At 71.1% G+C, this 15186-nt stretch carries 11 protein-coding genes; 4 read left to right on the top strand and 7 right to left on the bottom strand.

Going from position 1 to position 15186, the window contains the following annotated elements:
- The first annotated feature begins 3 nt into the window (after nucleotides 1–3).
- Nucleotides 4–1137 carry an NAD(P)/FAD-dependent oxidoreductase gene (locus tag ACIP6U_RS22840; RefSeq protein ID WP_401720705.1) on the top strand — a complete coding sequence of 378 codons (1134 nt, stop codon included), beginning with the start codon at nucleotides 4–6 and terminating at the stop codon, nucleotides 1135–1137.
- Here the strand turns inward: ACIP6U_RS22840 and ACIP6U_RS22835 are convergent.
- The 3 genes from ACIP6U_RS22835 to ACIP6U_RS22825 form a co-directional block, all read right to left on the bottom strand.
- Complete coding sequence (locus ACIP6U_RS22835; protein WP_401720702.1) at nucleotides 1134–2282, bottom strand: serine hydrolase domain-containing protein; 1149 nt, start codon at nucleotides 2280–2282, stop codon at nucleotides 1134–1136. The two genes, ACIP6U_RS22840 and ACIP6U_RS22835, sit on opposite strands and share 4 nt — an antisense overlap.
- A gap of 135 nt (nucleotides 2283–2417) precedes the next feature.
- On the bottom strand, nucleotides 2418–2624 hold the full coding sequence (locus tag ACIP6U_RS22830; protein ID WP_123999823.1) for a hypothetical protein: 207 nt from the start codon (nucleotides 2622–2624) through the stop codon (nucleotides 2418–2420).
- Between the two features lie 143 nt (nucleotides 2625–2767).
- Complete coding sequence (locus tag ACIP6U_RS22825; RefSeq protein WP_401720699.1) at nucleotides 2768–4192, bottom strand: MFS transporter; 1425 nt, start codon at nucleotides 4190–4192, stop codon at nucleotides 2768–2770.
- Nucleotides 4193–4294: 102 nt separating this feature from the next.
- Here ACIP6U_RS22825 and ACIP6U_RS22820 point away from each other — a divergent pair, with 102 nt between their 5' ends.
- Nucleotides 4295–5263, top strand: coding sequence for a helix-turn-helix transcriptional regulator (locus tag ACIP6U_RS22820; protein WP_401720696.1), 969 nt, complete (start codon nucleotides 4295–4297; stop codon nucleotides 5261–5263).
- Nucleotides 5264–5273: 10 nt separating this feature from the next.
- Here the strand turns inward: ACIP6U_RS22820 and ACIP6U_RS22815 are convergent, their stop codons facing one another.
- Entirely contained in the window at nucleotides 5274–6719 is a 1446-nt protein-coding gene (locus tag ACIP6U_RS22815; RefSeq protein WP_401720693.1) for an MFS transporter, read from the bottom strand.
- 97 nt (nucleotides 6720–6816) lie between these two features.
- Here ACIP6U_RS22815 and dusB point away from each other — a divergent pair, with 97 nt between their 5' ends.
- Nucleotides 6817–7959, top strand: coding sequence for a tRNA dihydrouridine synthase DusB (gene dusB / locus ACIP6U_RS22810; RefSeq protein WP_401720690.1), 1143 nt, complete (start codon nucleotides 6817–6819; stop codon nucleotides 7957–7959).
- 146 nt (nucleotides 7960–8105) lie between these two features.
- On the opposite strand, the gene ACIP6U_RS22805 is transcribed toward dusB, so the two are convergent.
- From ACIP6U_RS22805 to ACIP6U_RS22795, 3 genes are all read right to left on the bottom strand, one after another.
- Complete coding sequence (locus ACIP6U_RS22805; RefSeq protein WP_401720688.1) at nucleotides 8106–9875, bottom strand: CDP-alcohol phosphatidyltransferase; 1770 nt, start codon at nucleotides 9873–9875, stop codon at nucleotides 8106–8108.
- Nucleotides 9876–10114: 239 nt separating this feature from the next.
- Nucleotides 10115–12052 carry a glycogen debranching N-terminal domain-containing protein gene (locus ACIP6U_RS22800; RefSeq protein ID WP_401720685.1) on the bottom strand — a complete coding sequence of 646 codons (1938 nt, stop codon included), beginning with the start codon at nucleotides 12050–12052 and terminating at the stop codon, nucleotides 10115–10117.
- The gene (locus ACIP6U_RS22795) at nucleotides 12049–13545 is read right to left on the bottom strand and encodes an MGH1-like glycoside hydrolase domain-containing protein (protein ID WP_401720682.1); all 1497 of its coding nucleotides are present in this window, start codon (nucleotides 13543–13545) and stop codon (nucleotides 12049–12051) included. The genes ACIP6U_RS22800 and ACIP6U_RS22795 overlap by 4 nt, the downstream gene beginning before the upstream one ends.
- Before the next feature lie 120 nt (nucleotides 13546–13665).
- On the opposite strand from ACIP6U_RS22795, the gene ACIP6U_RS22790 reads away from it, so the two are divergent.
- Complete coding sequence (locus tag ACIP6U_RS22790; protein ID WP_401720681.1) at nucleotides 13666–14889, top strand: ROK family protein; 1224 nt, start codon at nucleotides 13666–13668, stop codon at nucleotides 14887–14889.
- Nucleotides 14890–15186: the final 297 nt, after the last annotated feature.

Genomic DNA, 15186 nt, shown 5'->3' with positions numbered 1-15186 from the left:
TCCATGGACAACGGATCCACGACCCGGCCCCGACGTGTCGCCGTCATCGGAGTGGGCGTCCTCGGCGCCTGCGTGGGCTGGAACCTGTCCCGGCAGGGTGCCGAGGTGGTCCTCCTCGACGCGGGCCGGCCGGGCGAGGGCGTCACCAACTGGTCCTTCTCGTGGGTCAACGCCAGCAACAAGACCGTGCGCAGGTCCTACTACGACCTGAACGTCGCGGGCATGGCGGCGCACCGCGAGCTGGCGGCGACCATCGGGCCGGACGCGTGGTGGTACCCGAGCGGCCATCTGCGCTGGGCCGACGACCCGGCGGCGGAGGTGCGGTTCCTGAACACGGCGGAACTGCTGGCCGGTTGGGGCTACCGGGTCGAACTGTCCACCGGGGCCGAGGTGCGCCGCCGCCTCGAACCTGCTCTCGCGCTGCCCGACGAGGTGCCCGTCGCGCTCTACCCCGACGAGGCCTGGGTGCACGGCCGCCACCTCGTCGGCCGCCTGGTCGGCCAAGCGGTCACGGCCGGTGCCGAGTTGAGGTCCGGCACGGAGGTCCGGGACATCGGGACCGGTGCCGACGGGGACGTCCGGAGCGTGACGCTGTCCGACGGGACCACTCTCGCGGTCGACGCCGTCGTGAACGCGGCGGGCCCCGACGCCTCCCGCATCGCCGGCCTCGTCGCACGCGACCTGCCGATGCGCCGCGAACCCGGTGTCGTCACGCGGATCGACTGCGCCCCGGTCCCGATCCACCGGGCCATGCACGCGCCCCACATCGAGATCCGCCCCGACGGCGACGGATCGATGGTCCTGCACAGCCGCGAGGTCGACGCACTCATCGACACCGGCGACGAGGATCCCGCGGAACTGGCCCGGCTGCTCCACACATGGGTACGACAGGTCGTCCCCGAACTCGCCGACTCCCGCATCACCGGCACCCGGGTGGCCTTCCGCCCCATCCCGGCCGACGGCTTCCCCTCGGTGGGGGCGGTGCCGTCCGTGCCGGGCTACCACGAGGCCGTCTCCCACAGCGGCATCACACTCGGACCGGTACTGGGCCGGTTGCTCGCGGCGGAGATCCTCGACGGGGAGCAGAGCGAGCTGCTGGCGGACTTCCGGCCGGAGAGGTTCTCGGCTCGGGATTAGCCCTCCGCCGCGCACTCCCAGAACTCCCGCATCAGGGCGGGCGGGACCGGGCTGGTCATCGCCACCTGGGTCAGCAGGATCGTGACCGTGCCCGTCGGGGGAATCACGTGCGCAGCCGTGCCCGTGCCGCCGACCCAGCCGTAGCGGCCGGGGACGTTCCAGGGGTCGATGGGAGTGACGTCGACCGCGCCGCCGTAGCCCCAGCCCTGGCCCTCCAGGAACAGGGTCGAGGCGTCGCGCTGGGCCGCGGTGAGGTGGTTGGTGGTCATGCGGCTCACGGAGGTGGGGGAGAGGACCGCGGTGCCGTCAGGAGCCGCGCCGTCGTTCGCGAGCATGCGGCCGAAGGCCAGGAGGTCGTCGGCCGTCGAGACCAGGCCGCCGGCGCCCGAGGGGAAGGCCGGGGGCCGGCTGAAGCCGCCGTCCGGGGTGTCCGACTGGTTCAGGGTGCCCTGCTCGCCCGGGGTGTAGGCGGTGGTGAAGCGGGCCCGCTTCGACTCCGGCACCGTGAACGCTGTGTCCGTCATGCCCAGCGGCCCGAAGAACCGCTCCGTCAGGAAGTCGGGGAAGGACGAGCCCGAGGCGCGGGCGACCAGGACGCCCTGGAGGTCCGAGCAGGTGTTGTAGAGCCACGCGGCGCCCGGCTGGCGCAGCATCGGGATCCGGGACAGGGCGGCGAGCCACTCGTCGGGGCCGGGCTGGAGGTAGGGCGCGCGGCCGTCCTGCTGGAACGCGAGGAGCGTCTGGACGGCCGGCAGCGAGAAGTCGTCCGGAAATCCCCAGCCGGCCCGGAAGCTCAGCAGGTCCTCGACCGTGATCCGACGCTCCGCCGGGACCACGTCCTCGACCGGCGAGGCGGGCGTGCGGACCACCGTCGGCTTCGCCAGCTCCGGCAGCCACTCCTCCACCGGCGCGTCCAGCGCGAGGCGCCCGTCCTCCACCAGCGCCAGGACCGCCGCCGCCGTGACCGGCTTGCTGACCGAGGCGACCCGGAAGATCGAGTCGCGGGCCATCGGGGCGGTGCCTTCGACGTCGACGGAGCCGACGGCCGCCACCTCGACGTCGTCGCCGCGGGCCACCAGGCCCACCGCCCCCGGCACGGTGCCGTCGTCGACGTGTCGCCGCAGGGTGTCGTGGAGAGAGCTCATCGGTCGGCCTTCCGGTCCGGGGAGTCGTATCGAATACGTCGGGTACGACTCTCCTCGCCTCGTGAACTCATCGCTCTCCCGAGCGGCCGTCTCCGGGGCGGTCGCCTCTCGGTCGGCCGTCCGGCGTCTCCCCGCTCAGTCGTCGGACGGGTCCACCGTCGCCTGGTGTGCCTCGGCCAGGTGCTCCTCCGCCTTCAGCCACGGCAGGAACTGCGCGCTCTTCTTCCAGCCGCAGGTGTCGCACTTGATCGTGCGTTGCGCGCCTTTGCGCTGCACGCGGACGATGTGTTCCCGCCCGTGCTGGTCCCAGCGGCTCACTTTGCTCGTGTTGATCTGCAACATGCGCCTCGCCTCCGCTCAGGAGTCTCCGGCAAGGAGTGTGCAGCAATATCAACATCAACAGTGCTCAATTCACGCCGAGTTGTCCAAGCTGTGAACATGACAGCCGCGGTGGCACCCGGCGGATCGTCCGTGTCGTCCCGCTGTCAGCCGATCGTGCGCGGCAGCCGCAGGCTGAGCAGCCCGGTCAGCACCACCCCCGCCAACTGCACCAACAGCGTTGTCACCAGGGCGTCTCGCATCCCCATGCCCGGAATCAGCGACAGGAAGAGCGTGCCGAGCGTGGCCACGCCGAGCGCCAGCGCGGACTGCTGGGTGGTCACCATCACGCCGGCGCCCACACCGGCCCGGGCCGCCGGCACCTCCGACAGGATGATCCGGAAGATGATGGGCAGTTGGAGGGCCTGACCCGCACCGGCGACCGCCGCCCCGGGCAGCAGCTCGACGAAGCCGAGGTGCGGCCACGAGCGCCACGCGGCCAGCACGATCAGACCCAGGCCCACCGCCTGGATCACCGAACCCGCCGTCACGACCCGCGTGCCGTACCGGGTCACCAGCCGCGGCCCGGCGAGCGAGGCGAAGAAGAACGTCACCGCCAGCGGCACCAGCGCCAGCCCCGCGTCGACCGGGCCGAGCCCCGCGCCGCGCTGCAACGCCACCGCGATCACGAACATGAACCCGCTGAAGCCGATCGCGAACGGCAGGATCATCACCAGACCGCGCCGCAGCGAGGTCAGCGCCAGCAGGCTCGGTGGCACCAGCGGCGTCCGCCCCTGCCGGTCCGCCCTGCGCTCCACCGCGTAGAACGCGGACACGATCCCCGGGAACGCGGCCAGCGACAGCCACGTCCACAGCGGCCAGCCCGCCGCCCGGCCCTCCGTCAGCGGCACCAGCAGCGCCAGCAGCGACGCGCCCAGCAGGAACGTGCCGGGCACGTCCACCGGTTCGGGGTGCTGGGAACGCGTCTCCGGTACGACCTTGACGGCCAGGAACAGACCGACGATGACGACCGGCACGTTCACCAGGAACACCGCGCGCCAGCCGGTACCGGCGATGTCGGCGGCGACCAGGACCCCGCCGAGGATCTGCCCCGCCACCATGGCGAGGCCGGCGGTCGCGCCGTACAGGCCCATCGCCTTGGCGCGGCGCGGGCCGTGCGTCGCGGCCTGGATGGTGGCGAGGACCTGCGGGAGCATCGCCGCGGACGCCGCGCCCTGCGCGATCCGCGCGGCGACCAGCGTCCACGCGGTCGGTGCGAGGCCGCAGGCCAGGGAGGTCACGCCGAACGCGGCCATCCCGCCCAGGAAGAGCCGCCGGCGGCCGAACAGGTCGCCGAGCCGGCCGCCGAGGACCAGGAGGACGGCGTACGAGACCCCGTAGCCGGCGACGACGAGTTCGAGGACGGCCTCGCTCGCCGAGAGGTCCTTGCCGATGGTCGGCAGCGCGACGTTGACGATGAAGAAGTCGATGAGCGGCAGTGCCGCGGCCAGCAGCACCGTGAACAGGCCGAGGCCGCCCAGCGCCGGCGGCGCTGGGGTCTCGGTCCGGTGCGAAGTGACGGTTTCGGTCATGATGACGAGCTTGCGCCCGCGCGCAGACTGGTACCAGAGTCTTCTTATCCTGGTAGCGGGACCACCTGGCAACAGGGTCCGCGGTGCGGCACGCTGGAGAGTATGACGACCATGGCTCAGGAGATCGCTCAGGGGAAGGCCCGGGAGAAGGCTCAGGAGCCGGCACTCGACGGCACGGCCCCGCCGCAGGGTCCGGCCGTGTCGGCGATCCGCCGGCACGAACTCGCCGCGTTCCTGCGTCACCGCCGCGAGCACATCACCCCGGAGCAGGTCGGGCTGCCCCGCGGCTCCCGCCGCCGCACCCCCGGGCTGCGGCGCGAGGAGGTCGCCCACCTCTCCGCGGTCGGCGTCACCTGGTACACGTGGCTCGAACAGGCCCGGGACATCCAGGTCTCCGTGCAGGTCCTGGACGCCCTCGCCCGCACCCTGCTGCTCGACCCGAGCGAGCGGGCCCACGTCTTCCAGCTCGCCGGGGCGGTGGATCCGGCGCCGGCCACGTCCTGCGCGTCGATCACCCCGGCCCTCCAGGCCGTCCTCGACCAGCTGGAGCCGATCCCGGCCTGTGTGCAGAACAGCCGGTACGACATCCTCGCCTACAACCGCACCTACGGCCTGCTCCTGTGCGACCTGGCCGAGGTGCCGGCCGAGGACCGCAACTGCATGATCCTCTCCTACACCAACCCCGACTGGCAGTCCTCGATCGTGCACCTCGCGGACGCCCAGCGCCTGATGGCCGCCCGCTTCCGCGCCTCGATGGCCGGCCATCTCGCCGAGCCCACCTGGAAGACCCTCCTCAAGCGGCTGCGCGCCGAGTCCGAGGACTTCCGCGAGGCCTGGGAGCGGCACGAGATCGTCGAACACCGCGGCAAGCGCAAGGAGTTCCGCAACCGCTACGTCGGCCGCGTCACCGTCGACCACACCGACCTGTGGCTCGGCCCGCAGGTCGGCCCGCGCATGGTCACCTACCTGCCGGTGGACGGGGAGTCGAGGCGGCGGCTGGAGCGGCTGCACGAGATCGCGGTGGCGAAGGCCGAGGAGCGGGCGGGGGAGAAGGAGCAGGCGGTGCGCTGACCACGGGGTACTACGCGCTGACCCGGGCCGCTTCGCGCAGTTCGACGGACTTCAACTGCTCGGCCGTCCGCTCCGCCGTCCCGCGCGCCCAGCGCCCACTGGTCAGCACCCCGAGTCCGAGCACGGTGAGCCCGCAGCCCACGAGGATCCACCAGCCCGGCACCGAGGCCGACACGAAAGTGGTCCTGTACGCCGACGCGTTGATGCCGGACGCCAGCACCGCGCCGATCACCGCGACGCCCAGCGTCTGTCCGAGCTGGCGGCTGGTGGAGGCGACCGCGGCGGCCACGCCGGCCTGCGCCCTCGGCATCCCCGACACCGCCGTGTTGGTGATCGGCGCGTTCACGAAACCGAAGCCGATGCCGAACACGGCGTAGCCGATGAAGAGCGTCACGTTCGAGGTCTCCGCGTCGAACGCGGCGAACATCACCGCGCTCACCGTCATCGCCGTCCCCGCGATCAGCAGCGACAGCCGCGGCCCCCGGCTGCCGACCAGCCGCCCGGACACCGGTGCGCACAGGAACATCGGCACCGCCATCGGCAGCATCCACAGACCCGCGTGCAGGGCGCTCAGGCCGCGCACGTTCTGCAGGTACAGCGTCGACAGGAACAGGAAGCCGCCCAGTGCCGCGAACGCGCCGATCGCGATCACGGTGGCGCCGCTGAACGGGGCCGAGCGGAAGAAGCGCAGGTCGATGAGGGGTTCGTCACGTCGGGGCTCGTACCAGAGCAGTCCGAGCAGCGCGGCCAGCGCGATCGCCGCGAAGGGGAGGACGGTCGCCGCGCCGGAGGTCGGCGCCTCGATGATCGCGTACGTCAACGAACCGAACAGGGCGATGACCAGGAACTGGCCGACAGGGTCCGGGCGGCGGGCCTTGGGGGCGCGGGACTCGGGGACGTAGCGCAGGGTGAGCAGCAGGGCCACGAGGCCCACCGGGAGGTTCGTCCAGAAGATCGAGCGCCAGCCGATGGAGTCCACCAGTACGCCGCCGATCAGCGGGCCCGCCGCCATCGATATGCCGACCACCGCGCCCCATACGCCGATCGCCTTCGCGCGCTCCCGCGGGTCGGTGAACGTGTTGGTGATGATCGACATCGCCACCGGGTTGAGCATCGAGCCGCCGATGGCCTGGATCATGCGGAAGGCGATCAGCGCGTCGAGGTTCGGGGCGAGGGAGCAGAGCAGCGAGCCGAGGCTGAAGACCACCAGGCCCACCATGAACACGCGTTTGCGGCCGATCCGGTCCGCCGTCGAGCCGGCCAGCATCAGCAGCGAGGCGAGGACCAGGGTGTACGCGTCGATCGTCCACTGGAGGCCGGCCGTACTCGCGTGCAGTTCGTCCTGCATCGACGGGAGGGCGACGTTCAGGATGGTGACGTCGAGGCTCACGATCAGCAGGCTCATGCAGCAGATCGCGAGCACCAGCATGCGGCGGCGGGGGCTGAGCTCGGGCATGGGTTCCATCGTACGCTCGTGTCGATAGTGTGTCTAACTAATGACCGTTACAAGATCTTCGGCCCGGGTGCGCTGCGGTGTGCGTGACAATAGGGGAATGTCCACGACCGCCGCGCCCCTGATGATCGGGCCGCACATTGTTCAGCCGCCCGTCGTCCTGGCTCCCATGGCCGGGATCACCAACGCGCCCTTCCGCACGCTGTGCAGGGAGTTCAGCGGGGGCAAAGGGCTGTTCGTCAGCGAGATGATCACCACTCGGGCGCTGGTCGAGCGCAACGAGAAGACGATGCAGCTGATCCGCTTCGACGCGACGGAGACGCCTCGCTCGATCCAGCTGTACGGGGTCGATCCGGCGACGGTGGGCAAGGCCGTGCGGATGATCGCGGAGGAGGGGCTCGCCGATCACATCGACCTGAACTTCGGGTGCCCGGTGCCGAAGGTGACGCGCAAGGGTGGTGGGTCCGCGCTTCCCTACAAGCGGAACCTGCTGCGGGCGATTCTGCGCGAGGCGGTGTCCGGGGCCGGGGAGCTGCCGGTGACGATGAAGATGCGCAAGGGGATCGACGACGACCACATCACGTACCTCGACGCGGGGCGGATCGCGGTCGAGGAGGGTGTCACGGCGATCGCGTTGCACGGGCGTACGGCCGCTCAGCACTACGGCGGTACGGCCGACTGGGAGGCGATCGCCCGGTTGAAGGAGCATGTGCCGGAGATTCCCGTCCTCGGCAACGGAGACATCTGGTCGGCCGAGGACGCGTTGCGGATGGTGCGGGAGACGGGCGTCGACGGTGTGGTCGTGGGGCGTGGGTGCCTGGGGCGGCCGTGGCTGTTCGCGGATCTGGTGGCCGGGTTCGAGGGGCGGCCGGACGATGTCGCGCGGCCGTCGTTGCGTGTGGTCGCCGATGTGATGGTGCGGCACGCGACGCTGCTCGGTGAGTGGATCGGGGACGAGGCGCGGGGCGTCATCGACTTCCGTAAGCATGTCGCCTGGTACCTGAAGGGGTTCGCGGTCGGCAGCGAGATGCGGAAGCGGCTGGCTGTCACGTCGTCCTTGGCCGAACTGCGGGCCGGGCTGGACGAGTTGGAGCTGGATCAGGTCTGGCCGAGCGGGGCGGACGGGCCGCGTGGGCGTACGTCGGGGAACAACCGGGTTGTGCTGCCGGATGGTTGGCTGAAGGACCCGTACGACTGTGCCGGGTTGAGCGAGGACGCGGAGCTGGACACGTCCGGGGGGTGACGCCGGGATTTCCTCGCCCCCGCCGCCCCTACCCGTCCCATCCTCCAGGGGCTGCCGCCCCTTCGACCCCGTTCCGGGGGCCAGCCCCCGGACCCCCGCTCCTCAAACGCCGGAGGGGCTGGAATCAAAGGGGCTGGAATGTGCGGTCAGCTCTTCTTGGGGTGGGGTGTAGAGCCGTATGCCGTCAGGAACTTGTCTCGGAAGGCGCTCATTTTCCAGACGGGGGCGTTGTGGGCGGGGCGCAGGCCGTCGGACCAGTTCCAGTCGGCGATCTTGTCGAGGACCTTCGGGTCCTTGGCGACGATGGAGATCGGGACGTCACGGCTGGCGTGGTCACCGCTGACCCGGGCGATCGGCTGGTGGTCGCCGAGGAAGACCAGGACGGTGTTCTCGTCGCCGTAGCGCTCCATCCACTGGGTGAGCGCGGTCACCGAGTACTGCACCGACTTGCCGTACTCCTGGCGGGACTTGGTGGGGTTGGTGATGACGTCCGAGGCCTTCTTGCCGGCCTTCTGGATCGCGTTGAAGACCGTGCCGTCGCCGAGCTGGTCCCAGTCGACCATCTTCGGGATCGGCGCCCACGGCTGGTGGCTGGAGGTCAGGATGATCTCCGACATCAGCGGCTTGTCGCGCTTCTTGCTGTGCTCCAGCTTCTGGTACGCCTCGAGCGCGTACTGGTCCGGCATCGTCGACCAGCTGAACTTCGGCCCCTTGTAGCCCAGTTGGAAGGCGTTGCGGACCGAGTCGAGGCCGTAGTAACTCTGCTCGGGCCACGCCTTCTGCACACCCGGCATGATCCCGACCGTGTCCCAGTCGCCCGTCTTCTGGAACGCCTTGGTGAGGCTGAGGTGGTCGCTCGCCATCACCGTGCGGTAGCGCTGCTGGTTGTCGATCCACAGCCCCGACATCGTGGTCGAGTGGCCGAGCCAGCTGCTGCCGCCGTACGTCGCCGAGGTCAGCCACCCGCTCTTCGCGTGGAAGCCCGCCTTCGCGAGCGCCTTGGTGCTCACGTCGAGCGTCTTGTCCACGCCCGGCGCCATGATCGGGTCCTCGATCGCGCTCCGGCCGTAGCTCTCGATGAAGGTGAAGATCATGTCCTTGCCGCGCAGGTCGGGCACGAGCTGGGAGGGCGGCGTGTTCCCGAACGCGTCGACCTTCGCCACCTTCTGGAACTCCGCCTCGTCCCGCAGCGTGTCCCGCACCCGCTGCACCTGGATGCTCAGGGCCTTCGCCTGCCGGTCGGCGGCGATCGGCACCCCGGAGATCTGCAGACTCAGCGCCGAGCAGAGCACCCAGGCGACCGTGGCTACGAGGGTGGCCCGGGTCGCGACCTGCTTGTTGCGGGAGAGCAGGTTGCTGAGCCGGACCATCGCCAGCGCCATGACGGTGAGCAGCACGATGACCAGGACGACCGCGCCGACGCTCGCGCCGACCGCCACCGCCTTGCCCATCGAGTCCTGGATGTACGCCTGCGCGTCCGGCAGCAACTCCCAGTCCAGGACCAGGTTGAAGCCCCGGCCCAGGTACTCCAGGAAGCCCATGTCCAACAGGTTCACGATCGTCATCGCGCCCAGCGCCACTCCGGACACCACGGCCACGATCAGCCGCGGCCGGCGCGGCAGCGCCAACGCCACGGCCGCCCCGAGGATCGCCTCCACCGGAATCCGCGTGAACCGGTCCGGCTGGAGCGCGTTCATCCGGTTCGGCAGCATGAGAGCCCCGAGAACGAGCACGGCACAGAGGATCGTGATCGTCCACCGGACGGCCCGCACGGCCGAGGGATGGCTTTCGCGGAGCGCGGCGAGCCGGGCCCGCGGCCCCTTCGGCCGGGGCTCACTCGCCTCCGACTCGGCCTTGGGGTCGACCTCGGGTGACGTGTCCTGCTGCTGCTGACTGAGGCGCGTGAAGACAGGCACCCGAGGGTTCCTTCCGTGGCGAGACCGGTGACTCCATCTCGTACGGCCGCCTGCGAGGGGCCGTTCACGGGGATACGTAAATACCGGGCAAATGCCCGGTCAACGTTCAGGTGAGGCGCTTTTGGTGGCGCGGGTCCGTGTCGACGTCCGGACCCCCTGGTCTTTTAGGGGCGCGGGGAACTGCGCGACAAGCCCCCACCGGCCGGCAGCCGCCCCACACCCCCCAACCACCCCACCCCCTACGCGCCCCCCACCGCCGTCAGCAGAGCAAGAGGCGCCGCCGCCGAACGAGACTCCCGCACACACGCATGCGGATACGGCACCGGCTCCGAGTGAGTGTCCCGGCCGTACCCGGCGAGTACCTCCGGCAGCCGATGCCCGGTGGCCGTCGCCGCATCCACCAACGCATGCGCCACCGACCGCGCCTCGTCATGCAACCCGTACCGCGCCAACCCCAGCGTGATCAACGCGTTGTCGTGCGGCCACACCGACCCACGGTGGTACGACAACGGGTGATACGCCGACTGGCCGGACGCGAGGGTCCGAACTCCCCACCCGGAGAAGAAGTCCGGTTCCAGCAGCCGCCGCCCCACCGCCTCCCCGTACTCCTTGTCCAGCAGCCCGGACCAGAGAAGGTGACCGGCGTCCGAGGCAAGGGCGTTGACCTGCCGGCCCTCCCCGTCCAGCGCGAGCGCCGGGAAGTTGAGGTCCCGCATCCAGAAGTCCCGCTGGAAACGGTCCCGGAGATCGCCCGCCGCCTGCTCCAGCAGCGCCGCGTACGTCTCGTCCTCCCACACCGTGCGCGCGATCCACGCCGTACGGCGCAGCGCGTCGTACGCGTAGCCCTGCGCCCCCGCCGCCATCACCGGTCCGCTCGCCCGCGTCCCGTCTGCGGAGCAGATCGCGCCGGGGGAGTCCTTCCAGTTCTGGTTCGCCAGGCCGCCCTGGTCCGCGCGGTAGACGAGGTAGCCGCGTGAGGTGAGGCCGCCGTGGTCCAGCATCCAGCCGATCGCCGCGCGGGCGTGCGGTTCCAGGCGGCGGGCCAAGTCCGCGTCACCTGTCTGTTCGACGTACGCGCCCAGGAGGACGAGGAAGAGCGGCGTCGCGTCGACCGAGCCGTAGTAGCGGCCGAACGGCACCTGGCCGAAGTGCGCCAACTCCCCGTGCCGTACCTCGTGCACGATCTTCCCGGGCTGCGACACCGAGGTCGGGCCCGTCTCCGTCGCCTGAGTCGCGGCCAGGGCCGGGAGTGTGGCGGCGGCGAGCTGGGGACGGTAGGGGAGCGTGAAGAGAGAGGTCAGCAGGGCGTCTCGGCCCAGGAGGGTCAGGAACCAGGGGGCCCCGGCGGCCGGCACGCGCAGTTCCTCGCCGTCCGGGCCCGTCGCCGGGACCTGGAGCGAGGCCAGGTCGGCGAGGCCACGTGCGCAGGCCGCCGCCAGCTCCGGCCAGCCGGTCGGGAAGGGGACGCCTTCGACGAACTCGCCTTCCAGAGCCAGGAGTTGTTCGTTCATCGCTGCGGGGGATGCCGGTACGCGCCGGGTCCGCTTGTCTCCGTGCGGGCGGGCCATCACCCGTAACGTCAGCTCCGTGGTGCCGTGCGGGGCCAGTTCGAGGGTCCAGACCAGGCGGCGGGCGCCGGTGCCGGTCTCCTCGACGCCGTCCGGGGCGGGCTCCGCCGTCACCGTCGTACACGAGCGCCATTCGCCGCGCTGGTAGCTGAACTCCACGCCGTCGTCGAGGACTTGGCGGGAGCGGGTGGCGCCGATCTTGGTGTAGGTGCGGTGGTCGGAGCGCAGCTCGAACTGGTCGGTGAAGTCGGCGTCCACGGTCATCGCGAGGCGGACCGTGGTGGGGGAGGGGTGGTTGCTGGTCACCCGCAGGGATTCGACGAACGAGCCGTCTCCCACCGCCTGTTCGCGGAAGAGCGTGCACTTGGGCGGCTCCTGGCGGCCGCCGCGCGGGACGAGGACACAGCGTGCCGTGTCCCCGTCCGCGACCGGCGTGAGCGACTCCGGGACCGCGCCGTCGACCGTCAGTTGCCAACGGCTCAGATGCCTCGCGTCGCGCACGAACAGTCCGTCCGGGGAACCGGCCCCTCGGACGCCGCTGATGTCCCCGCCGTCGCCCACGGCCGCGAAGGTCCCGCCGTGCACGAGCAGATGATGCCGGTCCGTCATCCCCGTTCCCCTCCCTTGTCCCTCATCTCGAACGTGTCGACGCCCGTGGAGGACACGCCGTGTCCGGGGCGCGTGTGGAGCAGGTCGAGCGCGAGCGCGGCGGTCCAGCCGAAGCCGAGGGCTCCGCAGGCCTCGCCGGTGTACGGGTCGACGTACTCCGCGAAGTCGGTGTCGGCGGCGGTGCGCAGGAGCGCGTCGCGGAGCGAGTCGGCCGCCGTCAGTTCGCCGTGCACCCGCAGGCCGCTCTCCAGCAGCCAGTTGGTGTTGAACCACGCCGGCCCGCGCCAGTACCGGTGCGGGTCGAAGGCCTCGCCCAGGAGGTCGTAACTGGGGGTGAGGCGGGTGCTGTCGCCGAGGCCGAAGTGCCGGCCGCGGAGGGTCTGGAGGAGCGCGGAGACGATGGGCCGCGGGAGGCCGGGCAGGAGGAGCGGGATCAGGCCCGAGACGCTGCGCTCCGGGATCAGGGTGCCCGCACGGTCCCCGTCGCGCAGATCCCGGCACAGGAACATCCCGCGCGCCGGGTCCCACAGGCGGTCCACCAACGCCGTCGTCAGACGCTCCGCGCGGGCGTGCCGGGCCGTGCCCGTCGCGCCCAGTTCGCGGGCGATCCTGGCCAGGGCGTGCTCCGAGGAGATGAGGAGGGCGTTGAACGCCGGGTCCTCGACGGCGAATTGGCCCGCCCGTCTCCCACCACCACCCTCAAACGAGGCCCTACGGGCCGCTCCGTGGTCTCCCCCGTCGGCGTACTCCCGGTCCCGGTAGTCCGTCGCCAGGCGTACGTACCGGCCGTAGTCCAGGTCCGTCGGGCGGTCCTCGGCGGCGCCGTGGTCGAGGTCGGCGCGGCGGAAGGAGCGGGCCGGGGCCGGGGTGACGCGGGCCAAGGGGGCGTCCCAGCAAGGGCTGTTGTCCATACCCTGTTCCCAGGGGTGCACGACGGACGCGAGTCCGCCGCCGCCCAGGTCCCGGCGGTGCAGCAAGTAGCGGTGCCAGGCGGCCAGTCGGGGGTACACCCCGGCGAGGAAGCCACGCGCGCGGGACAGGCCCGGGTCGGCGCTGTGCACCAGCCACGCGGCCAGCGCGTGGACCGGTGGCTGCACGATGCCGGAGGTCTGTACGGTGCGCGGGGCGCCCGCCGTGTGCCCCGCGGTCGAGGAGCGCCAGAAGTCGGGGCTCGGGAAGTACGCGTCGAGCGGGACGGAGGGGTTGAAGACGATGTGCGGGACACGCCCGTCCGCCCACTGGGCGCTCAGCAGCGTCTCCAGCTCCGTCTGGGCCCGTAACGGCGACAGGTGCCGCAGGCCGATCGCGATGAACGCCGAGTCCCACGACCACTGGTGCGGATACAGGCTGCGCGAGGGGACCGTGGACGTGCCCGTCCAGTTGGCCTCCAGCACCCGTGCGGCCCTGCGGTGCAGCGAATCCGACATCGGGGGCGGATCGTATACAAGCGTGCCCTCGGTGGGGCGGACGGTGAGTTGGGCAGTGCGATCCACTCGGGGCTCCCCGAAAGACGTGCGGCAGACCGGTTCGGTCTTGGCTACCGTAGGGTTACGTCTATTTAACACGCAAAACTCAATATGTAATGCAGGGTTGAGAAACACAAGGGGGTGCGCATGACCGCTCGGGACCAGATTCGGGGTCAGCATCGGGGTCAGGCTCGCGCCGGCGATCTGCTCGAACTCGTACGAAGCGGGCGGGCGACCACCCGCGGCGCCCTCCAGCAGGCCACCGGGCTGTCCCGAGCCACCGTCGGCCAGCGCCTGGACCGGCTCTTCCGCGCGGGCTGGCTGCGCGAGGGCGCCGGCGGCCCGGTCGACTCGCCCCTGGGCGGGCGCCCCTCCATCACCCTGGAGTTCGACGACGAGCACGCGGTCGTGCTGGCCGCCGACCTCGACACCCGCCACGCCCGCGCCGCCCTGCTCACCCTGACCGGCGAGATCCTCGCCGAGCGGGCCGGGGTCCTGGTCGTCGAGGACGGTCCGGACGTGGTGCTGGGTGCGCTCGGCGGCTGGTTCGCCGAGCTGCTGGACAAGGCGGACCGGCCCGCGCGCTCGGTCTGCGGTATCGGGCTCGCGGTGCCGGGGCCCGTCGACAGCGAGACCGGCCTGGTCGTGCAGCCGCCGATCATGCCGGGCTGGGACGGCTACGACATACGAGGGCGGCTGTCCCGCGCCTTCGCCGAGCACACGGGCGGTCCGGCCGGCGTCCCCGTGCTCGTCGACAACGACGCGAACCTGATGGCGTACGGCGAACAGCGCACCGGATACCCGGACTGCTCGGCCTTCGTTCTGGTCAAGGTCTCCACCGGCATCGGCGCCGGGGTCGTCGTGGACGGCTCCGTCTTCCGGGGCATCGACGGCGGCGCCGGGGACATCGGGCACATCCGGGTGGGCGCCGAAGCGCTGTGCCGGTGCGGGTCCTACGGCTGTCTCGCCGCCGTCGCCAGTGGCTGGGCCGTGGCCCGACGGCTCACCGAGAGCGGGGTCGAGGCCGCGTCCGGCTCGGACGTGCGGGAGCTGCTGGCCGCCGGGCACCCGGAGGCCGTGGGCCTCGCGCGGGAGGCCGGGCGGCAGGTGGGGGACGTACTCGCGACCGTGGTGACGCTGCTGAACCCGGGTGTGCTGATGATCGCCGGAGATCTGGCGGGAACTCCCTTCCTCACGGGCGTGCGCGAGCTGCTGTACCAGCGGGCGCTGTCCCGCTCGACGGCCCGGCTGGAGATCGTCACCTCGCGGCTCGGCGAGCGGGCCGGGCTGGTGGGGGCGGGTGCGCTGGTCGTGGAGCATCTGTACGCGCCGGAGCGGGTGGAGGAGCGGTTGCGCGCGCTGGGCGTCTGACGGTGTGTGACGGGTGCGTTTCGCTCCCGAGACGCGTCCGCATGGTGAAATCCGGGCGGCTGTGGCAGCGTGATTCTCGCCACCTTTGATAGGGGTAGCGCTCAGGTGAGCGGATCATGGCTCGGCTGCACTTCTCCAAGGGGTGGCACTGAGTGCCACCCCTTGATCGTTCATCGATCGAAATCAGACGTGTCGCGAGCCGCTCATGTGAGCGGAATTCCCGGTGTTCGGGCGTTGATCCGTTCAAGAAGTGAAAACATCAGCTGCTCTGCGCTTGCCAAGCTTTGACTTTCGATC

Source organism: Streptomyces sp. NPDC088794 (assembly GCF_044750545.1).
Taxonomy (GTDB): Bacteria; Actinomycetota; Actinomycetes; order Streptomycetales; family Streptomycetaceae; genus Streptomyces.
This window is presented reverse-complemented; position numbering and strand designations above follow the sequence as displayed.